Origin of the sequence: Streptomyces griseus, from assembly GCF_001715295.1 — a bacterium.
Taxonomy (GTDB): Bacteria; Actinomycetota; Actinomycetes; order Streptomycetales; family Streptomycetaceae; genus Streptomyces; species Streptomyces griseus_G.
Genome location: NZ_MDKB01000001.1, coordinates 1,050,937 through 1,077,715 on the forward strand (window position 1 = coordinate 1,050,937; position 26,779 = coordinate 1,077,715).

The following is a 26,779-nucleotide window of genomic DNA, read 5'->3' on the forward strand; positions in this document are numbered from 1 at the left end:
GTGCAACGGCAGATCTTCACCGGGGAGCACGAGGCGTTCCGTGAGACGGTACGCACCTTCCTGGCCAGGGAAGTCCTCCCGTCCTACGACCAGTGGGAGCAGGACCGCATCGTCCCGCGCGAGGCGTGGCTCGCGGCCGGGCGGCAGGGGCTGCTGGGCCTCGCCGTACCCGAGGAGTACGGCGGCGGAGGAGAGACCGACTTCCGCTACAGCGCCGTCCTGGCGGAGGAGTTCACCCGGGCCGGCGCCTCCGGGCTCGCGCTCGGCCTGCACAACGACATCGTCGGCCCCTATCTCACCGGTCTCGCCACCGAGGAGCAGAAGCGGCGCTGGCTGCCCGGCTTCTGCAGCGGCGCGACGATCACCGCGATCGCCATGACCGAACCCGGCGCGGGCTCGGACCTCCAGGGCATCCGCACCGGTGCCGAGGACAAGGGCGACCACTGGCTCCTCAACGGCTCCAAGACCTTCATCTCCAACGGCATCCTCGCCGATCTGGTGATCGTCGTCGCCAGGACCTCGCCCGAGGGTGGCGCCAAGGGCCTCTCCCTCCTGGTCGTCGAGCGCGGCGCCGAGGGCTTCGAGCGGGGCCGCAACCTCGACAAGATCGGCCAGAGGTCCCAGGACACCGCGGAGCTCTTCTTCCACGACGTACGCGTCCCCAAGGAGAACCTCCTGGGCGAACGCGACGGCGCCTTCGTCCACCTCATGACCCGTCTGGCCCAGGAACGGATGGGCATAGCGGTCGCTGGCATCGCCGCCGCCGAGCACCTCCTGGAGATCACCACGCGGTACGTCAAGGAGCGTGAGGCCTTCGGCCGCCCGCTCTCCACGCTCCAGCACGTCCGGTTCGAGATCGCCGAGATGGCCACCGAATGCGCCGTCACCCGGGCCTTCCTCGACCGGTGCATCGTCGAACACTCGGACGGCACGCTCGACGCCGTACACGCCTCGATGGCCAAGTGGTGGGCCACCGAACTGCAGAAACGCGTCGCCGACCGCTGTCTGCAACTGCACGGCGGGTACGGGTACATGGCGGAGCACCGGGTCGCCAGAGCCTTCACCGACGGCCGGATCCAGACCATCTACGGCGGCACGACCGAGATCATGAAAGAGATCATCGGCCGCTCGCTGCTCGCCTGACCCCCCTTGCCCCGCTCCCCTTCCGAAAGGCAGCTGTCTTGAGTACCGAAGCGTTCCTCTACGACGCGATCCGCACCCCGCGCGGCCGCGGCAAGGCCGACGGAGCCCTGCACGGCACCAAGCCGATCGACCTCGTCGTCGGCCTCATCCACGAGATCCGTGCCCGCTTCCCGGGCCTGGACCCGGCCGCCATCGACGACATCGTCCTCGGCGTGGTCAGCCCGCTCGGCGACCAGGGCTCCGACATCGCCCGGATCGCGGCCATCGCGGCCGGACTCCCGGACTCCGTCGCCGGCGTGCAGGAGAACCGCTTCTGTGCCTCCGGACTGGAGGCCGTCAACCTGGCCGCGGCGAAGGTCCGCTCCGGCTGGGAGGACCTCGTGCTGGCCGGCGGCGTCGAGTCGATGTCCCGCGTGCCGATGGGCTCCGACGGCGGCGCCTGGGCCATGGACCCGATGACCAGCTTCGAGACGGGCTTCGCCCCGCAGGGCGTCGGCGCCGACCTCATCGCCACCATCGAGGGCTTCTCGCGCCGGGACGTCGACGAGTACGCCGCCCTGTCCCAGGAGCGTGCCGCCACCGCGTGGAAGGAGGAGCGCTTCGCTCGCTCCGTCGTCCCCGTCAGGGACCGCAACGGCCTGCTCGTCCTCGACCACGACGAGCACATGCGGCCCGGCACCACGGCCGACTCGCTCGCCTCCCTCAAGCCGTCGTTCGCCACCATCGGCGAGATGGGCGGCTTCGACGCCGTGGCCCTGCAGAAGTACCACTGGGTCGAGAAGATCGACCACGTCCACCACGCCGGCAACTCCTCCGGCATCGTGGACGGCGCCGCTCTCGTCGCGATCGGATCCAAGGAGGTGGGTGAGCGCTACGGCCTCACCCCGCGCGCCCGGATCGTCTCCGCCGCCGTCTCGGGCTCCGAGCCGACCATCATGCTGACCGGTCCCGCGCCCGCGACCCGCAAGGCACTGGCCAAGGCGGGGCTCACCATCGACGACATCGACCTCGTCGAGATCAACGAGGCGTTCGCCGGAGTCGTCCTGCGCTTCGTCCGGGACATGGGCCTCTCCCTCGACAAGGTCAACGTCAACGGCGGTGCCATCGCGCTCGGACACCCCCTCGGGGCGACCGGCGCCATGATCCTCGGCACCCTCGTCGACGAGCTGGAGCGGCGCGACCGGCGCTACGGCCTCGCCACCCTCTGCGTCGGCGGCGGCATGGGCGTCGCCACCGTCATCGAGCGTCTCTGACCGTCCTGGCCCCTTCCTGCCGGACCCTCTCTAACGGAGAAGACAAGCAATGACCGAGAGCACGACCATCCGCTGGGAACAGGACGGGACCGGCGTCGTCACCCTCGTACTCGACGATCCCGGCCAGTCCGCGAACACGATGAACCAGGCCTTCAGGGACTCCATCGCGGCCGTCGCCGACCGCGCCGAGGCCGAGAAGGACTCCATCCGCGGCATCATCTACGCCTCCGCGAAGAAGACCTTCTTCGCGGGCGGCGACCTCAAGGACATGATCACGGTCGGGCCGGAGAACGCGCAGGCCGCGTTCGACACGGGCATGGCCATCAAGAAGGCGCTGCGCCGCATCGAGACCCTCGGCAAGCCCGTCGTCGCCGCGATCAACGGCGCCGCGCTCGGCGGCGGTTACGAGATCGCCCTCGCCTCCCACCACCGCGTCGCCCTGGACGCCCCCGGATCCCGCATCGGGCTGCCCGAGGTCACCCTCGGCCTGCTGCCCGCGGGCGGCGGCGTCACCCGGACCGTACGGCTCATGGGCGTCACCGACGCCCTGCTCAAGGTGCTCCTCCAGGGAACCCAGTACACCCCGCGGCGGGCGCTGGAGAACGGTCTGGTCCACGAGGTCGCCGACACCGCCGAGGACATGCTCGCCAGGGCCTACGCGTTCATCGACGCGCACCCCGAGTCGCAGCAGCCCTGGGACGTCAAGGGATACCGGATTCCCGGCGGGACCCCGGCCAACCCGAAGTTCGCGGCCAACCTGCCGGCCTTCCCGGCCAACCTGAAGAAGCAGCTCGCCGGCGCACCCATGCCCGCGCCGCGCAACATCCTGGCCGCCGCCGTCGAGGGATCGCAGGTCGACTTCGAGACCGCGCTGACCATCGAGGCCCGTTACTTCACGGAGCTGGTCACCGGCCAGGTCGCGAAGAACATGATCCAGGCGTTCTTCTTCGACCTCCAGGCCGTGAACTCCGGCGCCAGCCGCCCGCAGGGGATCCCGGAGCGTCAGGTACGCAAGGTCGCCGTCCTGGGCGCCGGGATGATGGGCGCGGGCATCGCGTACTCCTGCGCCCGCGCCGGCATCGACGTCGTCCTCAAGGACGTGTCCACCGAGGCCGCCGCCAAGGGCAAGGCGTACAGCGAGAAGCTGCTCGCCAAGGCGCTCTCCCGGGGCCGCACGACCGAGGCACGGCGTGACGAGCTGCTGGCCCGCATCACCCCGACCGGCGACCCGGCCGACCTCGCGGGCTGCGACGCCGTGATCGAGGCCGTCTTCGAGGACACCGCGCTCAAGCACAAGGTGTTCCAGGAGATCCAGGGCATCGTGGAGCCCGACGCGCTCCTGTGCTCCAACACCTCCACCCTGCCCATCACCGTGCTCGCCGAAGGGGTGGAGCGGCCGGACGACTTCATCGGGCTGCACTTCTTCTCGCCCGTCGACAAGATGCCGCTCGTCGAGATCATCAAGGGCGCACGCACGGGCGACGAGGCTCTGGCGCGCGCCTTCGACCTCGTACGGCAGATCAGGAAGACCCCGATCGTCGTCAACGACTCGCGTGGCTTCTTCACCTCCCGTGTCATCGGGCACTTCATCAACGAGGGCGTCGCGATGGTCGGTGAAGGCGTCGAGCCCGCGTCGGTCGAACAGGCGGCGGCACAGGCCGGATACCCGGCCAAGGTGCTCGCCCTCATGGACGAGCTGACCCTCACCCTGCCGCGCAAGATCCGCAACGAGACCCGGCGCGCCGTCGAGGAGGCGGGGGGGACCTGGACCCCGCACCCCGCGGACGAGGTCGTCGACCGCATGGTCGAGGAGTTCGGGCGCCCCGGGCGCAGCGGGGGAGCGGGCTTCTACGAGTACGGCGAGGACGGCAGCCGCGGCGCGCTCTGGCCGGGGCTGCGGGAACACTTCGGGCCTTCCGGGGACGGGCCCGGGGCCCGGCCGGGGATCCCGTTCGAGGACATGAAGGAGCGGATGCTCTTCTCCGAGGCGCTGGACAGCGTCCGCTGCCTCGAGGAGAACGTCCTCATGACGGTCGCCGACGCCAACATCGGCTCCGTCATGGGCATCGGCTTCCCCGCCTGGACCGGCGGCGTCCTCCAGTACATCAACGGGTACGAGGGTGGGCTGCCCGGCTTCGTGGCCCGCGCCCTGGAGCTCGCGGAGCGCTACGGCGACCGCTTCCTGCCGTCCCCGCTCCTGCTGGAGAAGGCGGAGAAGGGCGACACCTTCCACGACTGACCGTGGCGCCCCCGCGGGCCGTGTCCACGCGGTTCACTCCGCGGTGAACGCGGCCCGCAGCTCCTCCTTCAGGGACCGCTGGAACGCCGTCACCAGCGCCTGGAGCACCATCGGCTGCATATGGGCCGACAGCGACTTCATCGCCTTGACGTGCTCGGGGTCCGCCTCCCGCTCCCGGTACGGATTCCACACCTCGTCCCGGAACAGCCGGGTCATCTCGTGCGCTGCCGACCGGGTGTGTTCCAGCAGGACCGTGCGCGCCGCCAGGATCGTCTCGTGCGCGATCGGCACGTCCAGGAGCTCGACCCCGAGCCGCAGCAGCCCCACATCCACCCGGTAGGCGTCCTCGGCGTCCTCCGGGCGCTCCAGGACGCCCATGGCGGCCAGCCGGTCCAGGTCGGGCCCGGTGAGCGCCCGCCCCGCGCGCCGCTCCAGCTCCGCCCGCCCCACGGACTCGTGCGAGTCGGGCGCCCACGACGCCACCAGGGCGCGGTGGATCGCCAGGTCGTGCGCGCTCAGATCGGGCGGCAGCTGCTCCAGATACCGTTCGATCGCGGCGAGCGTCATGCCCTGGTGCTGCAGCTCCTCGATCAGCGCGAGCCGCGAGAGGTGGTCCGGCCCGTAGTGCCCGACGCGGCGCGGCCCGATCACCGGGGGCGGCAGCAGCCCGCGGGTGCTGTAGAAGCGCACCGTACGCACGGTCACCCCGGCGCGCGCCGCCAGTTCGTCGACGGTGAGCGTCGGTTCCTCGGCCCCGGTGGCCATGTCTGCTGCTCCTTGTCGTCGGACGGGCGTCGGACAGGTGCAACAGTATTGCTGTCTCACCACTTCGGTGAAAGGGCTCGTTGTCAGTGGGGGACCCTACGGTGGTCGCATGCCGGAGATCACGTACGTACGGGGCGACGCCACAGCCCCCCAGGGCAAGGGCGTCAAGCTCGTCGCGCACGTCTGCAACGACCTGGGCGGCTGGGGCAAGGGCTTCGTCCTCGCCCTCTCGCGGCGGTGGCCCGAGCCGGAGGCGGCCTACCGCCGCTGGCACCGCGAGCGCGCGGACAACGACTTCGGCCTCGGGGCCGTGCAGTTCGTCCAGGTCCAGCCGCACCTGTGGGTCGCCAACATGGTGGGCCAGCGGGGCATGCGCACGGGCAGCAAGGGCGTACCGGTGCGCTACGAGGCGATCGACACGGCCCTGGGCGCCGTGGCCGACCGGGCCGAGGAGCTGGGTGCCTCGGTGCACATGCCGCGCATCGGATGCGGTCTGGCCGGGGGCAGGTGGTCCCGGATCGAACCGCTGGTCGAGCAGCGGCTGTCGCGCCGGGGCATACCGGTCACGGTGTACGACATCGGCTGACGCGGGCCCCGGCCCACCGTGGGGCGCAGCCGGAGGGCCGCCCCGGGGGTGCCCCGCCTGCTCCGACACCCGCCCTCCCCGCATACTGGACCGCAGGGGGCGGGCAGCGAAGCCGTCGCGCCCGTCCGCCGTGGGGAGCACCGTATGAGCAGCGCAGCAGCCGGGGGCGACGCGCCCGCCCCGCCTCCGCCGGGCGGCGTCCTGTGGAGCCTCACGGGCGACATCCGGTCGCTGCTCATGCTGCCGGCCGCCCTCACACTCCAGGTCGCCCACCCGGCGGTGGGCGCGGGGGTCGACGAGCACTCGGTCTTCCGCACCGACCCGTGGGGCCGCGGCGAACGCTCCCTGCGCTCCCTCCAGCTCTGGGTGTACGGAGGCGAGGCCGCCGCCGAGGAGGGGCGCAGGCTCCGGAAGCTGCACCGCACCGTCCAGGGCACCGACACCCGCGGCCGCCGCTACCACGCCCTGGCGCCCGAGAACTACGCGTGGGTCCACGCCACGGGATTCCCCGTGTACCAGCACGCGGCGCGCTACCTCGTACGCCCGCTCACCGGGGCGCAGGAGCGTGCCCTGTACCGCGAATGGCTCCAGGTCGGCCGGATACTCGGCATCCACGACCGGGACATGCCCCGGACCATCGAGGAGTTCTGGCCGTACTACCGCACGATGCTGGCCGAGGAGATCGAGGCGACCGCCGTCGTACGGGAACTGGTCGCGCCCGACGCCTCGGTGCCGCCGCCCGACCGCGGCCCCGCCGCCGTACGGCTGCTCCTGCGGGCGGCGTGGCCGCTGCTGCTCCCGCCGCTGGCCCGGTTCCGCGCCTTCGTCACCGTCGGGCTGATGCCGCCGGACGCGCGCGAGGCCATCGGCCTGCGGTGGAGCCCCGCCCAGGAGCGCAGACTCCGCCGCCTGTGCGCCGTGGTCCGGCTGGTGGTGCCGGTGCTTCCGGAGCGGCTGCGCTATCTGCCCCTCGCCCGTTCCGCCCGGGCCGCGTGGCGGGCCGAGCGGAACGGGGTGCGGTCGGGCCTGACGGGGAACCCCGGTGCCGTCGGCGTGACCGGCCGTCGTTGACGACACGGGAGACCGTCGCCGACGCGGAGCGGTGCCAGGGGCGCCGGAGACGAACCCGCCCCGCACGGCGTCACGGCCCGCCGCGCCGGTGACGGAGCGTACGCACCGCTCCGGCAGCCCGGCCCGGAGGCGACGCCGCCGTCACCGGCCGGGCGGGCCGCGTATCACCGCGTAAACGGGCACGACCATACGGCTTGTTGCTCCCGTGTGATCCGATGTCCATGTGGTACTGCCTACGGAGAGCGAAATTCCGTACCGCGTGAAAGGTGCCATCTGTGTCACAGGACGAGCAGGGATCCGGCGACCGGGGGGAGCCGCCGGCGGTCACGGCCGATCTGCCCGCCGAGCCGCACCACGGCCGGCGTCCCACTACCGACCGGGTGGTCTTCGGCGTCACGGCCGTGCTCACTGTCGCGTTCGTGGTGTGGGGTTCCGCAGCCACCGAGTCGTTGGAGGACGCCTCCAACACTCTGCTCAACGGGCTCATCCACAACGGTGGCTGGGCCTTCATGCTGGCGGCCTCGGGCTTCGTGGTCTTCGCCCTCTGGCTCGCGATCAGCCGGTACGGGAACATCTCGCTCGGCCAGGAGGGGGAGGAACCGGAGTTCCGGACGATCTCCTGGGTCGCCATGATGTTCAGCGCCGGCATGGGAATCGGCCTGATGTTCTACGGCGTGAGCGAGCCGCTGGCCCACTTCATCCATCCGCCGCCCGGCACCCACCCCGCCGACGCCGCCGAGGCCATGCAGACGGCGATGGCGACCACACTCTTCCACTGGACACTGCACCCCTGGGCGATCTACGCCGTGGTCGGGCTCGCCATCGCGTACAGCACCTACCGCAAGCGCCGGCGCCAGACGATCAGCGCGGTGTTCGAGCCGCTCATCGGGGAACGGCACGCACACGGCGGCGGTGGCCGGGTCATCGACATCCTCGCCATCTTCGCCACGCTCTTCGGCTCCGCGACCTCCCTGGGCCTGGGCGCGCTCCAGGTGGGCAGCGGCTTCCAGGAGCTGAACTGGATGGAGAAGACGGGCACCGGCCTCCTGATCGTGATCATCGGTGTCCTGACGGCCGCCTTCGTCTTCTCCGCCGTCACGGGCGTGGAGAAGGGCATCCAGTGGCTGTCCAACATCAACATGGTGCTCGCGCTGGTCCTGGCGGTCTTCGTCTTCATCGCCGGACCCACCATCATCGTGCTGGACCTGCTGCCCACCTCGATCGCCGCGTACGTCGGCGAGCTGCCGCAGCTCGCCGGACGCACCGAGGCGACCGGGGAGGGGGAGGTGGCCCAGTGGCTCGCCAGCTGGACCGTCTTCTACTGGGCCTGGTGGATCTCCTGGACCCCCTTCGTGGGGATGTTCATCGCCAGGATCAGCCGCGGCCGGACGATCCGTCAGTTCGTCGGCGGGGTCATCCTGGTGCCCAGCGCGGTCAGCCTCATCTGGTTCGCCATCTTCGGCGGTTCGGCGATCCGCCTCCAGGAGGCCGGCCGGCTCGGGGGGGTCGGAAGCACCCCGGAGGCCCAGCTCTTCGGAGTGCTCCGCGAGTTCCCGATCCCCACGGTCATGAGCGTGCTCGTCATGGTCCTGGTCAGCATCTTCTTCGTTTCCGGCGCCGACGCCGCGTCGATCGTCATGGGCACGCTCTCCCAGAAGGGGGTCCTGGAGCCTGCCACCTGGGTCGTCATCTTCTGGGGTGTCGTCACGGGGGCCGTCGCCGCCGTCATGCTGCTCATCGGCAACGGGCAGGGCGACGCGCTGGCAGGGCTGCAGAACCTGACCATCCTGGTGGCCGCGCCGTTCACCCTCGTGATGATCGGCATGTGCGTCGCCCTGATGAAGGACCTGCGCCGGGACCCCATGATCATCCGGAGGGAGTTCGGGGTGGAGGCCGTCGAGAGCGCGGTCATCCAGGGGCACGCCAAGTACGACGGGGACTTCGAGATCCGGATCGGCCCGGGTCCCGCGGAGGTCACGTCCGACGAGCGCCACAAGCACGAGCCACCGGCCTGACCGGTCCGGCGCCCGCCGTACGGCCCGGCCCCGTTCGTGGCCGGCTGTTCTCCTCGTTCCGTTCGCCGGGATCGGTGCGGTATCGGGCGGGTGGTGCGAGCAGGGTGTCCCTCGGCCGTGCGCTGTCGGCGAGGTGCTTCTTCCCGCTGTGCCGGTGCCGGCCGTTCCGGCTGCGGGCGGGGCCCGTTCGTGCCGGTCGTCCCCTCGTGCCGCCCGTCCGGATCGGTCCCGGACCAGGGGGGCGGGTGGCGCGAGCAGGGGCGCTTGGCCGGCGCTCGCCGTTCGGCGCGCGCCTTCCCGCCGTGCCCGCGCCGGCCCCGCCAGGGCCTGCGCCGTGGTTCAGCCCACCAGCTCGGCAGCGGCCCGCGCACAGCCCCAGGCCACCGTCACCCCGGCGCCGCCGTGCCCGTAGTTGTGCACCAGCAGCCCACCGCCCGGCAGCTCCTGCGTCTCGATCCGCACTCCCGCGTCCCGGGCGGGCCGTAGCCCGACCCGGTGACCGATGATCCGCGCCCCGGCTATCTCCGGCCGCACCCGCGCACAGCGCGCCACGATCTCCGCAGCGGTACGCGGATCCGGCTCCGTGCGCACGTCGTCCACCTCGGCGGTACCACCCAGGACCAGCCCGCCCGGCTGGGGGAAGAGGTACGTCGTCGCGCTCGAAGCCGGATCGGCCCGGGTGAACCACTCCTCGATGCCCGGGTTCTCCACCACCACCAGCTGCCCCCGCACCGGCCGTACCCCGGGGTCCGGTACCAGATCCCGCGCACCGAGCCCCGTGCAGTTGACGACCACGGGTGCCTCGGCCGCAGCCTCCGCGAAGCCACGCACCGTCCGCCTCTCGACCGCACCGCCCACTGCGGCCAGCCGGCCTTCCAGCCAGGCCAGGTGGACCGGCATGTCGATCAGCGGCAGCGTCATCCGCAGGCCCTCCGCCACCTCGGACACGTCATCGAGACCGCGGGCCCACGGTCCGAGCGCGGACAAGCGCTCACCCCCGTGCACCCCGGCGACCATCCGTACACCGGTCCGCCCGGGCCCGTCGGCCAGCTTCTGGTAGACCCGGAGCGTCTCCAGCGACCAGTCACCGACACGGGCGGCGGGCTCGATCCGGTACGGCCACCACAACGCACCCGCCACCGCCGACGTCGTGGCCGAGGCCGCGACCCGCGACCAGACGCGTACCCGGTGGCCGCCCTCCGCCAGCAGCAGCGCCGTGGTCAGCCCGCTGACCCCGCCGCCCACCACGATCACATCCGTCACCGTGTTTACCCCTCCCGGACCTCCCCCGGCGCCGGGGGCAGCAGGGGCCATGCTCCCATCCGCCGTCCGGCGGGAACACGGCCCCACCGGTTCGTTAGGATCGGCACCCTGATGACTGCCACCCTCGTCGCCAAGGAACTCGCCGCCGGGCACGGCGACCGCACCCTCTTCGCCGGCCTCGACCTCGTCGTCGCGCCCGGTGACGTGATCGGTCTCGTCGGAGCCAACGGCGCCGGAAAGTCCTCCCTGCTCCGCCTGCTCGCCGGCCTCGACCGGCCGGAGGAGGGCGACATCCGGCTCTCCCCGCCCACCGCCACCGTCGGGCACCTCCCGCAGGAGCCCGAGCGCCGGGCGGGGGAGTCCGTTCGGGCGTTCCTCGCCCGCCGCACCGGGGTGGCCGACGCACAGGCCGCGATGGACGCCGCGACCCAGGCCCTGGTCGACGGAGCGCCCGGCGCCGACGACGCGTACTCCGAGACCCTGGAGCGCTGGCTCGCCCTCGGCGGCGCCGACCTGGACGAGCGGGCGGAGGAGGTGGCCGCCGACCTCGGCCTCACCGTCGGCCTCGACCTCCCGATGACCGCACTCTCCGGCGGCCAGGCGGCCCGCGCCGGCCTGGCCTCGCTCCTGCTCTCGCGCTACGACGTCTTCCTGCTCGACGAGCCCACCAACGACCTGGACCTCGACGGCCTGGAGCGGCTCGAGCGCTTCGTGTCCGGACTCCGGGCCGGCACCGTGGTCGTCAGCCACGACCGCGAGTTCCTGATGCGCACGGTCACCAAGGTCCTGGAACTCGACCTGGCCCAGCAGCAGATCACCCTCTACGGCGGCGGCTACGCTTCCTATCTGGAGGAACGCGAGCGGGCGCGGGCGCACGCCCGCGAGGAGTTCGAGGAGTACGCCGACAAGCGCTCCGCGCTCGAAGGGCGCGCACAGACCCAGCGGGGCTGGATGGAGAAGGGCGTCAAGAACGCCCGGCGCAAGGCCACCGACAACGACAAGATCGGCCGCAAGTTCCGCAGCGAGGCCAGCGAGAAGCAGGCGGCGAAGGCCAGGCAGACCCAGCGCATGATCGAACGCCTCGACGTGGTCGAGGAACCGCGCAAGGAGTGGGAGCTGCGGATGGAGATCGCCTCCGCACCCCGCTCGGGATCGGTCGTCGCCACTCTCCGTGACGCCGTGGTCGCCCGCGGTGACTTCTGCTTCGGTCCCGCCACCCTGCAGATCGACTGGGCCGACCGTGTCGCCATCACGGGGGCCAACGGGTCGGGCAAGTCCACACTCCTCGCCGCGCTCCTCGGCCGGCTCCCGCTCGACGCGGGCCACGCCTCGCTCGGCTCGGGCGTCGTGGTGGGCGAGGTCGACCAGGCCCGCCGGCTGTTCCACGGGACGGAGAGCCTGCTGGACGCCTTCTGCGCGGCGGTCCCCGACACCGAGCCCGCCGAGGTCCGCACGCTCCTCGCCAAGTTCGGCCTGCGCGCCGACCACGTGCTGCGCCCCGCCACGACCCTCTCCCCGGGCGAACGCACGCGGGCGGGCCTCGCGCTCCTACAGGGCAGGGGAGTCAATCTCCTCGTTCTGGACGAGCCGACCAACCACCTGGACCTGCCCGCGATCGAGCAGCTGGAGTCGGCGCTCGACGCGTACACCGGGACCCTGCTGCTGGTCACGCACGACCGGCACATGCTCGACGCCGTCCACGTGAACCGCCGCGTCGAGGTCGCCGACGGCAAGGTCACCGAGGCCGGCTGAGAGGCCGCCCGGTTCCAGGCCCCCGCGAGCGCGTCACCGCGCCCGGCCTTCCGCCCGGAGCCCGCCGGACGGGCGGGGATGCGGCGAGGCCGGTGCGCGGACGGGCGGGCAGGAGTGACCTCCCGCCCGCCCGCCTCTGCTCAGTGCTTACGGCCGCCCGGTTCGGAGCCCCCCAGCCCGGCCCGCCGCAACGCGTCCGCCATCGCGCTGTTGGCCGGCGCGGCCGCCGGACGCGGAGCGCCGCCCTGGCCGCCGCCGCGCCGGTCCCCGCCCTGGCCGCCGCCCTGACGGGCCCCCTGGCCGCCGTTCCTGCCCTGCCGCTGGCGCGGCGGACGATCGCCGCCGCCCTGCCCGGCCTTCTCGCGGCGGGGGCCCTGACCACCGCCCTGGGAGGCCCCCGCCTCGTCGTCCAGCCGCAGCGTCAGCGAGATGCGCTTACGCGGGATGTCGACCTCCATGACCTTGACCTTCACCACGTCGCCCGGCTTCACGACGTCCCGCGGGTCCTTGACGAACGTCCGCGACATGGCCGACACATGCACCAGGCCGTCCTGGTGGACGCCGATGTCCACGAAGGCGCCGAAGGCGGCGACGTTCGTGACGACCCCTTCGAGCACCATCTCGGGAGCGAGGTCGCCGATCTTCTCGACGCCCTCCCTGAAGGTGGCCGTCCGGAAGGCCGGCCGCGGGTCGCGGCCCGGCTTCTCCAGCTCCCGCAGGATGTCCGTCACCGTCGGCAGGCCGAACTTATCGTCCACGAAGTCGTCGGGCCTGAGCGACCGCAGGACGCCGGTGTTGCCGATCAGTGCGGCGACGTCACCGCCCGTCCGCTTCACCATGGTCCGCACCACCGGGTAGGCCTCCGGGTGGACACTCGACGCGTCCAGCGGGTCGTCGCCCTCCCGGATCCGGAGGAAGCCCGCACACTGCTCGTACGCCTTCGGTCCCAGGCGCGGCACGTCCTTCAGGGCCCGGCGGGAGCGGAACGGGCCGTGCGCGTCCCGGTGCGCCACGATGTTCTCGGCCAGCCCCGCACCGATGCCCGACACCCGTGAGAGCAGCGGCGCCGAGGCGGTGTTGACGTCGACTCCCACACCGTTCACGCAGTCCTCGACCACCGCGTCCAGCGACCGCGACAGCTTCACCTCGGACAGGTCGTGCTGGTACTGGCCGACGCCGATCGACTTCGGGTCGATCTTCACGAGCTCGGCCAGCGGGTCCTGCAGCCGCCGTGCGATCGACACGGCGCCCCGCAACGAGACGTCCATGTCGGGGAGTTCCTGTGAGGCGAAGGCCGACGCCGAGTACACGGAGGCGCCGGCCTCCGACACCATCACCTTGGTGAGCTTGAGTTCGGGGTGTCTCTCGCACAGTTCACCGGCGAGCTTGTCCGTCTCGCGGGACGCCGTGCCGTTGCCGATCGCGATCAGGTCGACGTGGTGCTCCCGCGCGAGCCGCTCCAGCGTCGCCAGCGCCTGGTCCCACTTGTTCGCCGGCACGTGCGGGTGGATGACGTCCGTCGCGACCACCTTGCCGGTCGCGTCCACCACGGCCACCTTCACACCCGTACGGAAACCCGGGTCGAGCCCGAGCGTCGCCCGCGTCCCCGCGGGGGCGGCCAGCAGCAGATCACGCAGGTTCGACGCGAAGACGCGTACCGCCTCGTCCTCCGCCGCGGTACGCAGCCGCAACCGCAGATCGATTCCCAGATGCACGAGGATCCTGGTCCGCCAGGCCCAGCGCACCGTGTCGCCCAGCCACGCGTCCCCCGGCCGGCCGCGGTCCGCGACACCGAACCGGCGGGCGATCATGCTCTCGTACGCCGACGGGCCCGGCCGGTCGGCGTCCGCCGGGTCCTCGGGCTCCAGGACGAGATCGAGGACGTCCTCCTTCTCGCCCCGGAGCATCGCCAGCACGCGGTGGGAGGGAAGAGCGGTGAACGCCTCGCCGAAGTCGAAGTAGTCGGCGAACTTGGCGCCCACCTCCTCCTTGCCCTCCCGCACCCTGGCGACCACCCGGCCGCGCGACCACATGCGTTCACGCAGCTCACCGGTGAGGTCGGCGTCCTCCGAGAAACGCTCGGTCAGGATGGCGCGCGCACCGTCCAGCGCCGCCGCCGCGTCGGCCACTCCCCGGGCTTCATCGACGAACGCGCCCGCCGCGGCGCGCGGATCGGTGGACGGGTCGCCCAGCAGCCGGTCGGCGAGCGGTTCGAGCCCCGCCTCGCGTGCGATCTGAGCCTTCGTCCGGCGTTTGGGCTTGAAGGGAAGATAGATGTCCTCGAGCCGCGCCTTGGTGTCGGCCGCCCTGATCCGCGCCTCCAGCGCCGGGTCCAGCTTGCCCTGCTCGCGTACGGACTCCAGGACCGCCGTACGACGGTCCTCGAGCTCCCGCAGGTACCGCAGCCGTTCCTCGAGCGTGCGCAGCTGCGCGTCGTCGAGCATCTCGGTCGCTTCCTTGCGGTAGCGCGCGATGAACGGCACGGTCGACCCGCCGTCGAGCAGCTCGACGGCCGCCCTCACCTGACGCTCGCGTACGCCGAGTTCCTCGGCGATCCTGCCTTCGATGGACGTCGTCACGGTTTTCCCGACTCGCCTTCTCGTACTGGCTCTGCTGGCTGTGCCACTGGGGACCCCATTCGCGGTGGTCCCCTTCGCCTGCATTGTGCCGGGTGGCCGGGGGCCGTGTCGCGTGACCTCCACCGACACGGCCCCCGGCGCGTCCTCTTCTACGCGCGCCGGGTCCTGCCACCGCGCGACGCGCCGCCGAACAGGCTTGCCAGAAGCCTGAACGGCAGGGTCACCACGGTGGCCACGGCGGAACCGACGGAACTCAGCGCGTGGGAGATCGCACGGAACACGGGTGCCTCCTTCGTCGGGGTGTGCCCGAGGGCTGTCCCCTGTCGCGTACTCCGTACCGGACGCCCTAAACGCCCCCGCGCTCAGCCCTTGCCGACCAGATCCTCCGGGTACGCGCCGGCCGAGGCCGCCGCGAACAGGAAGCCGCGCCCCAGCTCCGTGAGCCGGGCCACCCCGTCCGTGCCCAGATGCTCGTACGGCGCCGCGTCCATCCGGTCCGTCGCCTCCTCCAGCTCCGCCCGCAGCGCGGTGCCCGCCTCCGTCAGCTCGCCCTCGGCGTCCAGCAGACCGCGCCCGCGCAGCCGCTCCGCGGCGGCGTCCCAGTCCGCGCGCCGCCACCCGCGGGTGGCCAGGACCCAGCGCGGCGACATGCCCTTGCCCGTCGCGGTGTGGCTGACCAGGGCCTCCAGCGGATCGAGGTCCGCGGTGAGCAGCGCGGCGAGATGGGCGTCACCACGGTGCTCGCGCAGCAGCGTGGCCGCGTGCCAGTACGCCAGGTGCGAGGGCTCCGGCACCGGCAGGTCGGCGTGGGCGGCGTACAGCGGGCGGGCGTGCCGCGTGCACGCCTCCGTCGCGCGCAGGGCCAGTTCCGCCGCCTCCGTCATCTCGGCGGAGGCGATGATCTCCTCGCCGAGCACCCGGCGCAGTGTCGCGTCGGCGGCCCGGAGCCGCGCGTCGAGCACCGCCGCGGGCGATGCGACCGCCCACACGCCGGGCAGGTGGCGGGCCACCAGCTCGTGGTTGAAGTTGTAGAAGGCGGCCGTGACCGTGCCCGGGCCGACGGCGCCCAGTGCGGCGCCGCGCGCGGCGAAGTAGGCGGCGCGCGGGTCCTCGATGCCCAGCCGTGCGAGCTCCTCGGCCAGGTCGGGGGAGAAGTAGACGGTCGAGTGCAGCGGGTTGAGGGCGTTGTGGCAGCGCCGGCCGGCGCGCGGCGGGAGAGTGCTCATACCCCGCACGTTACCGACTGGTTGGTACGCCGGGTGGTCCGGGGCCGACCGAAGGTTCCGCGGTCCAGGTGAAGCGGGGCTCCCGGCGCTCCAGGAAGGCGGTGACGCCCTCCGCGGTGTCGCCGCTCCCGCGAGCCTGGGCCGACCAGTGGCCGTCCCGGTCCTGCCGGCCGTCGGCGAACTCCTTCGCCGCGGCCTGGGTCAGCTGGGAGCGCGAGGCGAGGACCCGGGCGAACGCCCGTGCACGGGCGTCGAGCCCGCCCGCCGGCAGCACCTCGTCCACCAGCCCGGTCCGCAGGGCGCGCTCGGTCCCGATCAGCTCCCCGGAGTAGAGCAGGTACTTCGCCGTGGCCGGCCCGACCAGCGAGACGAGCCGCCGGGTGGACGAGGAGGGGTAGACGACGCCCAGCTTGGCAGGGGTGACCCCGAAGGAGGCGCCCTCCTCCGCGAAGCGGAGATCACAGGCCGCCGCCAGCTGGCTGCCGCCGCCGACGCAGTACCCGCGCACGGCGGCGAGGGTCGGCCGGGTGAACGCCGCCAGGGCCTCCTCGGCCCGGACGGCGAGTTCCTGCGGCCGGCTACCGGGATCCCGGAGCGAGGATATGTCCGCGCCGGCGCAGAACGTGTCCCCGGCGCCGGTGAGGACGAGTACCCGCACCGAGCTGTCGGCCGCCAGCCGGTCCAGGAGAGGGGGCAGGGCCTGCCACATGCCGGCGGTCATCGCGTTGCGCTTGGCGGGGTTGCTGATGACCACGGTGGCGACGCCGTCCACGACGGTGTGCTCCAGCCGCGGCTCTCCCTGGGGGTCCATGCGCCGGATGCTATCCGCAGGGTCCAAACCTATGATCAAGGAGGGGTCACGAAGCGGACGCACACCGTGAGGAGCTGTCGATGGCCGGACCCACGACCGAGGGCAGGAAGCTCCACCGCAGGTTCGGCGGACTGACCCTGCTGGGCGTCCTGCTGGTCGTCGCCGGGCTCGTCGGCCTCGTCTACACCGGCGTCGCCACCCTCACCTCGATGATCCTCTTCGGCTGGCTGCTCCTGATCGGCGGGCTCGTCGGCCTCCTCCACGCGATCGAGGCGCGCGGCACGCCGTACTTCTGGCTGGGCGTGGTGGTCGCCGCCCTGAACATCGCCGCCGGGGTCGTCGTCATCCGCCATCCGGGTGGTACGGCCGAGGCCCTGACGATGTTCGCCGCGCTGCTGTTTCTCACCGGCGGGGTCTTCCGGCTGGTCGGCAGCGTGGTCGTACGCGGCCCGCAGTTCGGCTGGACCCTGCTGCAGGGGGCTTTCGGGCTGCTGCTGGGACTGCTGGTGCTCTTCGACTGGCCGCACAGCAGCCTCTACGTACTCGGCCTGTTCTTCTCGCTGGCCCTGCTCTTCGACGGGCTCGGGCTGATCGCCGTCGGGATCGGCGGGCGCCGTATCGTCAGCCTGGTGGAGGACCGGTTCACGCCCGAAGAGGACCAGAAGTAGTCCGATCGCCTGACGCCTTCACACTCGAACGGTCATTTTCCTTCTGTCCATGGCCACTTGTGGTCAAGGGTGAGGTGCGCACCACGCTGTTCCCGACACTCGTCACCCGGTGGTCAGTGAGGTGCGAGTCGAGAGCGGGTGCCGGTCCATGGAGAGCCGCGGGAGTGTTTCGGCCCATCCGGTGCCGTACGGGAGCGTGTGGCGGTTCACCGCGCCCGCCGTCGACGCCTCGGTGCCGCAGGCCCGGCACGCGGTGCGCGACCTGCTGCACCGGCAGGCCGTACCCGTGGACGGCGACCTCCTCCACGGCCTGCTGGTCATCGTGTCCGAACTGGTCACCAACGTGGTCCGGCACGCGGCGCTGCTCTCACCCGAGTTCGCCGTGGAGGTGGCCGTCGGGGCGGGGTGGATCAGGGTCTGCGTCGAGGACGACCATCCCTACCGCCCCACGGCCCTGGTCACGGACCACGGGCAGACGGGCGGTCGGGGGCTGCTGCTCGTGCGGGAGATCACCGCCGAGGCGGGCGGAACCTGCGACGTGGAGCACACGACCGGCGGCGGCAAGGTCGTCTGGGCGGCGCTGCCGCTCCCGACACGGCTCTGACCGCCCGGCGCTCCCGGCCCGGTACTCTACGCCGGAGCTCTTCGCACGGTCTCACCAGCCCGCGGACGCTCCCGTCAGCTCCCTGATCGCCGGCCGGGCCGCGTCGAGAACCGTCATGAACCACGCCGAGAACGGTGTGGCGGCATGACGTGCGGCCAGCTCGTCGGCGGTCACGAAGGCCGTCTCACCGACCTCCTCCGGGTCCGGCCGCAGCCGCTCCTGCGCCATCCCGACGAACAGATGGTTGAACTCCTGCTCCACCAGGCCCGACGCCGGGTCGGGGTGGTTGTACCGGACGGTCCCGGCCTCGGCGAGCAGCGAGGGCGAGATCCCCAGCTCCTCGTACGTACGCCGGGCCGCCGCCGCGAAGGGCGCCTCACCCGGGTACGGATGACCGCAGCAGGTGTTCGACCAGACACCGGGGGAGTGGTACTTGCCGAGGGCGCGGCGCTGCAGCAGCAGCCGCCCCCGCTCGTCGAAGAGGAAGACGGAGAAGGCCCGGTGCAGCTGACCGGGGGCCTGGTGGGCGGCGAGCTTCTCCGCGGTACCGATGGTGGTGCCGTCCTCGTCGACCAGTTCGAGCATGATCGCGTCTGCTGTGCCGTTCGGCGAACTGTGCGCCGCGGTGGCTGGTGTGGTCGGCATACCCATCCTTCGCTTTGGTTCCCGGCCTCGTGCGCCGGGCCCCTCGAGTGCGGTCAAGTCTGCCGTACAAAAGCCGCTTGTCCGCACTACGGGTGTGGGCATGTCCGCCCCGCCGTACCCCGTGGGGGCGGCGGGGCGGACACCGCGCGGGACTCCGAAGGCCGTCGGCGCCGGGATCATGCCCGCCGGGACCGGAACGGAACCGTCCGGTGTCCGGCGCGGCCGCAGCCGCGCCGGACACCGTAACCGCGTCAGCGGGGTGCGGGCTCCGCTCCCTCCCGCCGGGCCGTGTCCGCCGCCGTCTCCGGGCCGGAAGCGGAGGTCCTCAGCACATAGCCCGCGTAGCCGTACTCCGCGCCGTACTCACGGCGCACCGCGAGTTCCTCACGCGTGGCCGCGAGAGCCGCCTCCATGCCGGGGACCGCCGGGTCGGCCGCCGCGACCCGTTCGGCGAGCGGGAGGTAGTACTCGTCCCAGTCGCTGTCGGGCTGGACCAGCACCCCCCGCACGTCGTAGCCCGCGGCCACCGCGGCGGCGGTGTTGTCCGCGACGGGACGCAGCGCGGCGTGCCGCTCCCAGAAGGCGCGGGCCCCGTCGGACGGGGCATCGGTGGTCCAGACGCAGTCGGTGATCACCATGGAGCCCCCCGGAGCCAGGAGCCGGCGCCAGTCGCGCAGCGCGGTGTCGAAGCCGATGATGTACGCCGACCCCTCGGCCCAGACCAGGTCGAAGGAGGCGTCGGCGAACAGGGGACCGGTGAGTTCGGCCATATCGGCCCTGACGGTACGGATCCGCTCGCCGAGCCCGCGGGCGTCGGCGGCCTCGCGGAGCTCGTCGAGGAACGGCTGGTGCAGATCCACCGCCGTCACCTCGGCGCCCGCCTCGGCGGCGAGCAGCAGTGCGGCCCGGCCGGGGCCGCAGCCCAGGTCGAGGACGCGCGGACGGGCCGGCCGGGGACCGGTGAGAGCGAGCAGCCGCCGCGTGGTGGCGTCGGAGCCCGGGCTCTGCCGGGGCAGAGCGTGGTGCAGTGCGAAGAACGCGTCGAGCAGATGGTCGGTCAACGTAGGAACCCTTGGGTGAGAGGGCCCCGGCCGACGCGGCGACGTGAGAACGGCCGAGTGGCTAGCCGGGAACCCGGAGAACGGGGAAGGCCGGATTGCTGCGCCGGGCAGCGGCTGTCGCGACCGTCATCAACCTCAGCTCCTCTGTTCCCACGGGTTCGTGCTCGGGACTCGGACGTACGGCCGGGAGATCCCTCCGTACGGCGACGACCCTAGCACCGGGCCGCCCGCGGGGTCAGTGGCAGAGCCGGGCCTCGTGCGCCGCGTGCCCGCTCGGTTCCAGCTGGAAGGTGCAGTGCTCGACGTCGAAGTGGTCGCCCAGGCAGCCCTGCAGCTCGTGCAGGAGTTTCTCGTGCCCGATCGAGTCGAGCATCTCCTGCTGCACGACCACGTGCGCGGACAGCACGGGCATGCCCGAGGTGATCGTCCAGGCGTGCAGGTCGTGGACGTCCAGCACGCCCGGCAGAGCGGTGATGTGGGCGCGCACCTCGTCCATGTCGACGCCCTTGGGCGCCGCCTCCAGCAGGACGTCGAGCGTCTCCCGCAGGAGTTTCACCGTACGGGGGACGATCATCAGGCCGATGAGGAGCGAGGCGATCGGGTCGGCGGCCTGCCAGCCCGTGGCCATGATCACGCCGGCGGCCACGAGCACCGTCACCGAGCCGAGCGTGTCCGCCACGACCTCGAGGTAGGCGCCCCGCACGTTGAGGCTGTCTCGCTGCCCGCGCATCAGCAGGGACAGGGAGACGACGTTGGCCACCAGCCCCACCGCGGCGAACACGAGGGTCAGGCCGCCTCTGGTCGCGGCGGGGGTGAGGAAGCGGTCCACGGCCTCGAAGACCAGATAGCCGCCGACTCCCAGGAGAAGGAGGCAGTTGGCCAGGGCGGCGAGGATCTCCGCGCGGGCGAAACCGAAGGTGCGGTTGGGGCCCGCGGGCCTGTTGGCGAAGTGGATGGCCAGCAGTGCCATGCCCAGGCCCAGCGCGTCCGTCGCCATGTGGGCCGCGTCCGCGATCAGCGCCAGGGAGTCGGCGAGCAGCCCGCCGGTGATCTCCATGACCATGACGCCGAGCGTGATGCCGAGGGCGACCCGGAGCCGGCCCCGGTACGCGGCGGCGGCCGTTCCCGTCGGGGGCGGCCCGGCGTGCGTGTGCCCGTGATCGTGGCCAGCCCCCATGAGAACGCCTCCGCAACGCGGTCGCAGTACGCCGGGCGCCCACCGCCCGACCGTGCCAGTGAACTACGGGAGGGGGGTACCGGGCAACACGGTACTGAACACCGTTGTCATCGGCTCTGACCTGCGGAAAAGGCGGCGGGCCAGGGCCCGCGCGACGAGGCCGCCGCTCAGCGTGCGCGGGCCTGCGGATGGTTCAGGCGCCAGCCCTCCCAGGCCGACTCCACCATGTCGCGTACCCCGAGCCGGGCGGTCCAGCCCAGCTCCGCGGTCATCCGGGCGGCCGACGCGACGGCCCGCGGCGCGTCCCCGGGCCGGCGTGGTTCGGTCACCGGTGCCGTCGGCAGGCCGGTGACCTCGCCCACCACGTCGGCCAGCTCGCGTACGGAGACTCCCTCCCCCCGGCCGACGTTCAGGGTGAGGTCCCCGCCCGCCGGCTGTTCCGTGAGGGCCCGGACCACCGCGAGATGCGCGTCCGCCAGGTCGGCGACATGGATGTAGTCGCGGACGCAGGTCCCGTCCGGTGTCGGGTAGTCGGCACCGAAGATCCGGAGCGCCTCGCCGCGCGTCAGCCGGTCGAAGAACATCGGCACGACGTTGTCGACGCCCGTGTCGGACAGCCCCGGCTCGGCGGTTCCCGCCACGTTGAAGTAGCGCAGGCAGGCGGTGGAGAGCCCGTACGCCCGCCCCGCCGCCCGGACCAGCAGCTCCCCGGCCAGCTTCGTCTCGCCGTAGGGGTTGATCGGCACGCACGGAGCCGCCTCGTCGATCAGGTCCATGTCCGGCACGCCGTAGACCGCGGCCGACGAGGAGAGGACGAACCGGCGCACACCGGCCGCCACCACGGCCTCGAGCAGGGCACCGAGCCCGCCCACGTTCTCCCGGTAGTAGAGCAGCGGCTGCTCGACGGACTCGCCGACCTGCTTCTTCGCCGCGAGGTGCACCACACCCGTCACGGCGTACTCGGCGAGCACCCGGTCGACCCGGTCCCGGTCGGAGACCGAGCCGCGGACCAGCGGGATCTCGGCCGGCAGCCGCTCCTCGACGCCCGTGGACAGGTCGTCGAGCACGACGACCCGCTCCCCGGCGCCCGCCATGGCCTTCGCCACATGTGCCCCGATGTAACCCGCTCCGCCGGTGATCAACCACGTCATGCCCGTCAGCCTATGCGCTGACCGGTCGCGGTTTGTGGGCCGAGGCGGCGATCGACGATGATGATCGCGGACGACGCCGTACGGCGCCACGGCCGACCCGAACGGAGCACGAACGGGCGGTGAACTCGGTCTTCCGTTCATCCGATAGCCTCTGGGCCTGTCGGGTGACCTTCGACCGGGCGGCCACGCCCTGGCACGCACGCTTCCCGCGTTGCCGAAATGCCCTGGTAGCGGCGCTACGAGGACCTTCCGGCACCTTTGGAATCGCACGCACAGGACCGCGTCCGCCCTCCGGCCGGAGGTCACCCGGAAGACTCAGCCGATCTGCCGCCGGTACCTCCGGGACCGCCGCGGTCGTGCGCCGTTCCCGTCAGCACCCAAGGAGTGAGTTCGTCTGTCGACCGCCATCCTCACCGGTGCGCCGGTACCCGGATCGTCGCTCGAGGACGATCTGCGGTCGCTCGGCTTCCACGTGACCGCCGCCGCCGACGCCACCGAGGCCGCCGGACTGCTCGCCGCGGTCCCCGCCGACCGGCGCGTCGCACTCGTCGACCCGCGGTTCGTCGGACACGTCCACGCCCTCAGGCTCGCCCTGACCGACCCCCGCTTCGCCGCCGCCGCCGTTCCCGGCGCGCTCACCGCGCAGCCCGAGGCGCGGGGCGCGCTGCTGCGCGCCCTGCGCAGGACCGTCGTCGCCGTCGGAGCCGGGAGCCCCGTCACGCCGCAGGGCGCGGAGCCCGCCGCCGAGGACCGTACGGTGCCCGGCCGGCTCGCCGCGGCCCTGGACGCGGAGGGCACCCCCGTGCACCGTCCCGAGCTCGGCTCCCTCACGGCCGTGGTTCCCACGGACGCGGCGGACCGGAACGCCGCACGGGCCGCCGTGGACGCCGTGGACGACGAGGCCGTGCGGCTGCGCAGCGCCGTGAAGGCCCACGACGGCTTCTTCACCACCTACTTCATCAGCCCGTACTCCCGCTACATCGCCCGCTGGTGCGCCCGCCGGGGCCTCACCCCCAACCAGGTCACCACCGCCTCCCTGGTCACCGCTCTCGTCGCGGCCGGCAGCGCGGCGACCGGCACCCGCGGCGGCTACGTCGCGGCCGGCGTGCTCCTCCTCCTCTCCTTCGTCCTGGACTGCACGGACGGGCAGCTCGCCCGCTACTCCCTGCAGTACTCCACGATGGGCGCATGGCTGGACGCCACCTTCGACCGGGCCAAGGAGTACGCGTACTACGCGGGACTCGCCCTGGGGGCGGCCCGCGGCGGGGACGACGTATGGGCCCTCGCGCTCGGCGCGATGGTGCTCCAGGCCTGCCGTCACGTCGTCGACTTCTCGTTCAACGAGGCCAACCACGACGCCGTCTCCAACACGAGCCCCACCGCCGCGCTCTCGGACAAGCTCGACAGCGTCGGCTGGACCGTCTGGCTGCGGCGGATGATAGTGCTGCCCATCGGTGAGCGATGGGCCATGATCGCCGTACTGACCGCGGTGACCACACCGCGTGTCGTCTTCTACGCCCTGCTCGTCGGCTGCTCGCTGGCTGCCTGCTACACCACGGCCGGCCGGCTGCTTCGCTCCCTCACCCGCAAGGCGCGGCGCACGGACCGCGCGGCCCGTGCGCTCGCCGACCTCGCCGACTCGGGTCCGCTCGCCGAGGCCGTCGCCGCCGTGGTGCGCCGCCCGGGCGGCGGCTTCACGGCCCCGCTCACGGCACTCCTGGCAGCCCTGACCATGGTCGCGGCCGCACTGTTCACCCCGTACGGCGGATGGCTCGTCGTCGGTGCGGCGGCTGTCTACGCCGTGCTGGCCGGTCTCGCGGTCTCCCGGCCGCTCAAGGGCGCGCTCGACTGGCTCGTCCCCCCCTTCTTCCGGGCCGCGGAGTACTGCACGGTCCTCGTGCTGGCCGCCCGCAGCGAGGTCCCGCACGCCGTGCCCGCGGCCTTCGGCCTGGTTTCGGCGGTCGCCTACCATCACTACGACACCGTCTACCGCATCCGGGGCGGCACCGGTGCGCCGCCCCGGTGGCTGGTGCGCGTCATCGGCGGACACGAGGGCCGGACCCTCGTCGTGGCCGTGCTCGCCGCCGTACTCGCCCGGAGCACGGACCTCACCACGGCTCTCACCGCGTTCGCGGCCGCCGTGGCTCTCGTGGTGGTCGTGGAGTCCATCCGCTTCTGGGTGTCCTCCTCGGCGCCCGCTGTTCACGACGAAGGAGAACTCGCATGATCGGCCTCGTACTGGCTGCCGGTGCCGGACGCCGTCTGCGTCCCTACACGGACACGCTGCCCAAGGCCCTGGTGCCGGTGGACGGCGAGAAGACGGTCCTGGACCTGACGCTGGCCAACTTCGCCGAGGTCGGCCTCAAGGAGGTCGCCGTCGTCGTGGGCTACCGCAAGGAAGCCGTCTACGCGCGCAAGGCCGAGTTCGAGGCCACGTACGGCGTGACGCTGACGCTCATCGACAACGACAAGGCCGAGGAGTGGAACAACGCCTACTCCCTGTGGTGCGCGCGTGAGGTCCTGAAGCAGGGCGTCATCCTCGCCAACGGCGACACCGTGCACCCGGTCTCCGTCGAGAAGACCCTCCTGGACGCCCGCGGCAGGGGTCAGAAGATCATCCTCGCCCTCGACACGGTGAAGAACCTCGCCGACGAGGAGATGAAGGTCATCACCGAGGACGGCAAGGGCGTCCGGCGGATCACCAAGCTGATGGACCCGGCCACCGCGACCGGTGAGTACATCGGCGTCACGCTGATCGAGCCCGAGGCCGCCGAGGAACTCGCCGACGCGCTGCGGACCACCTTCGAGCGGGACCCCGACCTCTACTACGAGGACGGCTACCAGGAGCTCGTGAACCGCGGCTTCACCGTCGACGTGGCGCCCATCGGCGAGGTGACCTGGGTCGAGATCGACAACCACGACGACCTCGCCCGCGGCAGGGAGATCGCGTGCCGGTACTGACCCGTCTCATCCCGTCGCCCGTCGTCGTCGACATCCGGCGCGGGGCCATGGACGACCTGGCCGGCCTCCTCGCCGACCAGCGGATCTCCGCCTCGGGCAAGCTCGCCATCGCGATCAGCGGGGGTTCCGGACGCGCCCTGCGCGAGCGGCTCGCCCCGGTGCTGCCTGGCGCCGACTGGTACCCCGTCTCCGACGGCACGCTCGACTCCGCGGTACGCCTGGCCGACGGCATCAAGGGCAACCGGTACGACGCCCTCGTGGGCCTCGGCGGCGGCAAGATCATCGACGTGGCGAAGTACGCCGCGGCACGCGTGGGCATGCCCATGGTCGCCGTCGCCACGAACCTCTCCCACGACGGCCTGTGCTCCCCGGTCGCCACGCTGGACAACGACAACGGACGGGGCTCCTACGGGGTCCCCACCCCGATCGCCGTCGTCATCGACCTCGACGTGATCCGTGCGGCACCCGCGCGGTACGTGCGCTCGGGCATCGGGGACGCGGTCTCCAACATCTCCTGCGTCGCCGACTGGGAACTCGCCCACGCGGTGCGCGGCGAGAGCATCGACGGTCTGGCGGCCGCCATGGCCCGGCAGGCGGGGGAGGCGGTGCTGCGCCACCCCGGCGGGGTCGGCGACGACGCCTTCCTCACGGTGCTCGCCGAAGGTCTCGTCCTGACCGGCATCTCCATGTCGATCGCCGGGGACTCACGGCCGGCCTCGGGCGCGTGCCACGAGATCAACCACGCCTTCGACCTGCTGTTCCCGAAGCGCGCGGCGAGCCACGGGGAACAGGTCGGGCTCGGTGCGTGCTTCGCCATGCACCTGCGCGGCGCCCGCGCGGACGCGCTCGGCATGGCGACCGCCCTGCGACGCCACGGGCTGCCGGTCCTGCCCGACGAGATCGGATTCACCGCCGAAGAGTTCGTGAGGGCCGTCGAGTACGCCCCGCAGACGCGCCCGGGACGTTTCACGGTCCTGGAGCACCTCAACCTGTCCACCGACCAGATCAGGGACGCGTACGCCGACTATGCACAAGCCATCCATAGCTGAACTCCGTCCCGTCGTGCACCCGCCGGGCGTGAAGGACCGGCGCAGCGGAGAGCACTGGGCGGGCCGGCTCTACATGCGCGAGATCTCGCTGCGCATCACCCGGCGTCTGGTGACCACCAAGGTCACGCCCAACCAGCTGACCTACGTGATGACCGTCGCCGGTGTGCTCGCGGCTCCGGCTCTGCTGGTCCCGGGTATCCCCGGCGCCCTGCTCGGCGTGCTCGCGGTCCAGCTCTACCTGCTGTTCGACTGCGTCGACGGCGAGGTGGCCCGGTGGAAGAAGCAGTTCTCGCTGGGCGGGGTCTATCTGGACCGGGTGGCCGCCTACCTCTGCGACGCGGCGGTGCTGGTCGGCTTCGGCCTGCGTGCCGCCGACCTGTGGGGCCCGGGGCGCGTCGACTGGCTGTGGGCCTTCCTGGGCACACTCGCCGCGCTGGGTGCCATCCTGATCAAGGCCGAGACCGACCTCGTCGGCGTCGCACGCCACCAGGGCGGGCTGCCCCCCGTCAAGGAGGCCGCGTCCGAGCCGCGCTCCTCCGGCATGGCGCTCGCCCGCCGTGCCGCCGGGGCGCTCAAGTTCCACCGGCTGATCCTCGGCATCGAGGCGTCCCTGGTCATCCTGGTGACGGCCGTGCTCGACACGGTCAGGGACGACCTCTTCTTCAGCCGTCTCGCGGTCGCGGTGCTGGCCGGCATCGCGTTGCTGCAGACCCTGCTGCACCTGGTGTCGATCCTGGTGTCCAGCAGGCTGAAGTGAGTT

22 protein-coding genes and 1 pseudogene are annotated in these 26,779 nt (G+C 72.3%); 13 read left to right on the forward strand and 10 right to left on the reverse strand.

Annotation, left to right across the window (positions count from 1 at the left end):
- Genes BA175_RS04060 through BA175_RS04070 form a run of 3 tightly spaced genes read left to right on the forward strand, consistent with a single transcriptional unit; the run spans window position 1 to window position 4,635 of the window.
- Window positions 1-1,143, forward strand: a complete 1,143-nt coding sequence (locus tag BA175_RS04060) for an acyl-CoA dehydrogenase family protein (protein WP_069169809.1) — start codon at window positions 1-3, stop codon at window positions 1,141-1,143.
- A 38-nt stretch (window positions 1,144-1,181) separates the two neighbouring features.
- The gene (locus BA175_RS04065) at window positions 1,182-2,396 is read left to right on the forward strand and encodes an acetyl-CoA C-acetyltransferase (RefSeq protein ID WP_069169810.1); all 1,215 of its coding nucleotides are present in this window, start codon (window positions 1,182-1,184) and stop codon (window positions 2,394-2,396) included.
- Window positions 2,397-2,445: 49 nt separating this feature from the next.
- On the forward strand, window positions 2,446-4,635 hold the full coding sequence (locus tag BA175_RS04070) for a 3-hydroxyacyl-CoA dehydrogenase NAD-binding domain-containing protein (RefSeq protein ID WP_069169811.1): 2,190 nt from the start codon (window positions 2,446-2,448) through the stop codon (window positions 4,633-4,635).
- Between the two features lie 33 nt (window positions 4,636-4,668).
- Here the strand turns inward: BA175_RS04070 and BA175_RS04075 are convergent, their stop codons facing one another.
- Window positions 4,669-5,400, reverse strand: coding sequence for a MerR family transcriptional regulator (locus BA175_RS04075; protein ID WP_069169812.1), 732 nt, complete (start codon window positions 5,398-5,400; stop codon window positions 4,669-4,671).
- Window positions 5,401-5,509: 109 nt separating this feature from the next.
- Between BA175_RS04075 and BA175_RS04080 the strand changes: the two genes are divergently transcribed.
- From BA175_RS04080 to BA175_RS04090, 3 genes are all read left to right on the forward strand, one after another.
- Window positions 5,510-5,986, forward strand: coding sequence for a macro domain-containing protein (locus BA175_RS04080; protein WP_069169813.1), 477 nt, complete (start codon window positions 5,510-5,512; stop codon window positions 5,984-5,986).
- Window positions 5,987-6,130: 144 nt separating this feature from the next.
- Window positions 6,131-7,057, forward strand: a complete 927-nt coding sequence (locus BA175_RS04085) for an oxygenase MpaB family protein (protein WP_069169814.1) — start codon at window positions 6,131-6,133, stop codon at window positions 7,055-7,057.
- 275 nt (window positions 7,058-7,332) lie between these two features.
- Window positions 7,333-9,072, forward strand: coding sequence for a BCCT family transporter (locus BA175_RS04090; protein WP_069169815.1), 1,740 nt, complete (start codon window positions 7,333-7,335; stop codon window positions 9,070-9,072).
- Between the two features lie 339 nt (window positions 9,073-9,411).
- On the opposite strand, the gene BA175_RS04095 is transcribed toward BA175_RS04090, so the two are convergent.
- A complete protein-coding gene (locus tag BA175_RS04095) occupies window positions 9,412-10,386 on the reverse strand; it encodes an FAD-dependent oxidoreductase (RefSeq protein ID WP_069169816.1) in 975 nt (324 codons plus the stop codon).
- A 60-nt stretch (window positions 10,387-10,446) separates the two neighbouring features.
- On the opposite strand from BA175_RS04095, the gene BA175_RS04100 reads away from it, so the two are divergent.
- Entirely contained in the window at window positions 10,447-12,087 is a 1,641-nt protein-coding gene (locus tag BA175_RS04100) for an ABC-F family ATP-binding cassette domain-containing protein (RefSeq protein WP_069169817.1), read from the forward strand.
- 140 nt (window positions 12,088-12,227) lie between these two features.
- Here BA175_RS04100 and BA175_RS04105 read toward each other — a convergent pair whose 3' ends face one another.
- From BA175_RS04105 to BA175_RS04115, 4 genes are all read right to left on the reverse strand, one after another.
- Complete coding sequence (locus tag BA175_RS04105) at window positions 12,228-14,666, reverse strand: Tex family protein (RefSeq protein WP_069169818.1); 2,439 nt, start codon at window positions 14,664-14,666, stop codon at window positions 12,228-12,230.
- Between the two features lie 149 nt (window positions 14,667-14,815).
- Window positions 14,816-14,947, reverse strand: a complete 132-nt coding sequence (locus BA175_RS31555; RefSeq protein WP_254667802.1) for an LPFR motif small protein — start codon at window positions 14,945-14,947, stop codon at window positions 14,816-14,818.
- 81 nt (window positions 14,948-15,028) lie between these two features.
- Entirely contained in the window at window positions 15,029-15,892 is an 864-nt protein-coding gene (locus tag BA175_RS04110; RefSeq protein WP_069169819.1) for an SCO6745 family protein, read from the reverse strand.
- A 10-nt stretch (window positions 15,893-15,902) separates the two neighbouring features.
- Complete coding sequence (locus BA175_RS04115) at window positions 15,903-16,703, reverse strand: enoyl-CoA hydratase/isomerase family protein (RefSeq protein WP_069169820.1); 801 nt, start codon at window positions 16,701-16,703, stop codon at window positions 15,903-15,905.
- An 80-nt stretch (window positions 16,704-16,783) separates the two neighbouring features.
- On the opposite strand from BA175_RS04115, the gene BA175_RS04120 reads away from it, so the two are divergent.
- Together BA175_RS04120 and BA175_RS04125 are read left to right on the forward strand one after the other, a co-directional pair.
- Entirely contained in the window at window positions 16,784-17,371 is a 588-nt protein-coding gene (locus BA175_RS04120; protein ID WP_069169821.1) for an HdeD family acid-resistance protein, read from the forward strand.
- 148 nt (window positions 17,372-17,519) lie between these two features.
- Window positions 17,520-17,975, forward strand: coding sequence for an ATP-binding protein (locus BA175_RS04125; protein WP_079159362.1), 456 nt, complete (start codon window positions 17,520-17,522; stop codon window positions 17,973-17,975).
- Between the two features lie 51 nt (window positions 17,976-18,026).
- Here BA175_RS04125 and idi read toward each other — a convergent pair whose 3' ends face one another.
- From idi to galE, 4 genes and pseudogenes are all read right to left on the reverse strand, one after another.
- Window positions 18,027-18,620: an isopentenyl-diphosphate Delta-isomerase gene (gene idi / locus BA175_RS04130; RefSeq protein ID WP_069169823.1), complete on the reverse strand. Its 594-nt coding sequence runs from the start codon at window positions 18,618-18,620 to the stop codon at window positions 18,027-18,029.
- Between the two features lie 290 nt (window positions 18,621-18,910).
- Window positions 18,911-19,681: pseudogene (locus tag BA175_RS04135) on the reverse strand (SAM-dependent methyltransferase); the annotation flags it as partial.
- A 235-nt stretch (window positions 19,682-19,916) separates the two neighbouring features.
- Window positions 19,917-20,858: a cation diffusion facilitator family transporter gene (locus tag BA175_RS04140; RefSeq protein WP_069169824.1), complete on the reverse strand. Its 942-nt coding sequence runs from the start codon at window positions 20,856-20,858 to the stop codon at window positions 19,917-19,919.
- A 167-nt stretch (window positions 20,859-21,025) separates the two neighbouring features.
- A complete protein-coding gene (gene galE, locus BA175_RS04145; RefSeq protein ID WP_069169825.1) occupies window positions 21,026-22,009 on the reverse strand; it encodes a UDP-glucose 4-epimerase GalE in 984 nt (327 codons plus the stop codon).
- A gap of 472 nt (window positions 22,010-22,481) precedes the next feature.
- On the opposite strand from galE, the gene BA175_RS04150 reads away from it, so the two are divergent.
- Genes BA175_RS04150 through BA175_RS04165 form a run of 4 tightly spaced genes read left to right on the forward strand, consistent with a single transcriptional unit; the run spans window position 22,482 to window position 26,776 of the window.
- Window positions 22,482-24,236, forward strand: a complete 1,755-nt coding sequence (locus tag BA175_RS04150) for a DUF5941 domain-containing protein (protein ID WP_069169826.1) — start codon at window positions 22,482-22,484, stop codon at window positions 24,234-24,236.
- Window positions 24,233-24,970: a sugar phosphate nucleotidyltransferase gene (locus tag BA175_RS04155; RefSeq protein ID WP_069169827.1), complete on the forward strand. Its 738-nt coding sequence runs from the start codon at window positions 24,233-24,235 to the stop codon at window positions 24,968-24,970. Before BA175_RS04150 ends, BA175_RS04155 begins: the two co-directional genes overlap by 4 nt.
- On the forward strand, window positions 24,958-26,019 hold the full coding sequence (locus BA175_RS04160) for an iron-containing alcohol dehydrogenase family protein (protein ID WP_069169828.1): 1,062 nt from the start codon (window positions 24,958-24,960) through the stop codon (window positions 26,017-26,019). The genes BA175_RS04155 and BA175_RS04160 overlap by 13 nt, the downstream gene beginning before the upstream one ends.
- The gene (locus BA175_RS04165) at window positions 25,997-26,776 is read left to right on the forward strand and encodes a CDP-alcohol phosphatidyltransferase family protein (RefSeq protein WP_079159416.1); all 780 of its coding nucleotides are present in this window, start codon (window positions 25,997-25,999) and stop codon (window positions 26,774-26,776) included. The genes BA175_RS04160 and BA175_RS04165 overlap by 23 nt, the downstream gene beginning before the upstream one ends.
- The last annotated feature ends 3 nt before the right edge of the window (window positions 26,777-26,779 follow it).

What these genes read in the sequence shown, in the direction of transcription:
- BA175_RS04075 (WP_069169812.1), bottom strand. Translation starts at nt 5,400, where the DNA reads ATGGCCACCGGGGCCGAGGAACCGACGCTCACCGTCGACGAACTGGCG.
- BA175_RS04115 (WP_069169820.1), bottom strand. Translation starts at nt 16,703, where the DNA reads ATGGACCCCCAGGGAGAGCCGCGGCTGGAGCACACCGTCGTGGACGGC.
- BA175_RS04100 (WP_069169817.1), top strand. Translation starts at nt 10,447, where the DNA reads ATGACTGCCACCCTCGTCGCCAAGGAACTCGCCGCCGGGCACGGCGAC.
- BA175_RS04110 (WP_069169819.1), bottom strand. Translation starts at nt 15,892, where the DNA reads ATGAGCACTCTCCCGCCGCGCGCCGGCCGGCGCTGCCACAACGCCCTC.
- BA175_RS04140 (WP_069169824.1), bottom strand. Translation starts at nt 20,858, where the DNA reads ATGGGGGCTGGCCACGATCACGGGCACACGCACGCCGGGCCGCCCCCG.
- BA175_RS04125 (WP_079159362.1), top strand. Translation starts at nt 17,520, where the DNA reads ATGGAGAGCCGCGGGAGTGTTTCGGCCCATCCGGTGCCGTACGGGAGC.
- BA175_RS04120 (WP_069169821.1), top strand. Translation starts at nt 16,784, where the DNA reads ATGGCCGGACCCACGACCGAGGGCAGGAAGCTCCACCGCAGGTTCGGC.
- BA175_RS04155 (WP_069169827.1), top strand. Translation starts at nt 24,233, where the DNA reads ATGATCGGCCTCGTACTGGCTGCCGGTGCCGGACGCCGTCTGCGTCCC.
- BA175_RS04165 (WP_079159416.1), top strand. Translation starts at nt 25,997, where the DNA reads ATGCACAAGCCATCCATAGCTGAACTCCGTCCCGTCGTGCACCCGCCG.
- BA175_RS04080 (WP_069169813.1), top strand. Translation starts at nt 5,510, where the DNA reads ATGCCGGAGATCACGTACGTACGGGGCGACGCCACAGCCCCCCAGGGC.
- idi (WP_069169823.1), bottom strand. Translation starts at nt 18,620, where the DNA reads ATGCCGACCACACCAGCCACCGCGGCGCACAGTTCGCCGAACGGCACA.
- BA175_RS04070 (WP_069169811.1), top strand. Translation starts at nt 2,446, where the DNA reads ATGACCGAGAGCACGACCATCCGCTGGGAACAGGACGGGACCGGCGTC.
- BA175_RS04095 (WP_069169816.1), bottom strand. Translation starts at nt 10,386, where the DNA reads ATGGCCCCTGCTGCCCCCGGCGCCGGGGGAGGTCCGGGAGGGGTAAAC.
- BA175_RS04085 (WP_069169814.1), top strand. Translation starts at nt 6,131, where the DNA reads ATGAGCAGCGCAGCAGCCGGGGGCGACGCGCCCGCCCCGCCTCCGCCG.
- galE (WP_069169825.1), bottom strand. Translation starts at nt 22,009, where the DNA reads ATGACGTGGTTGATCACCGGCGGAGCGGGTTACATCGGGGCACATGTG.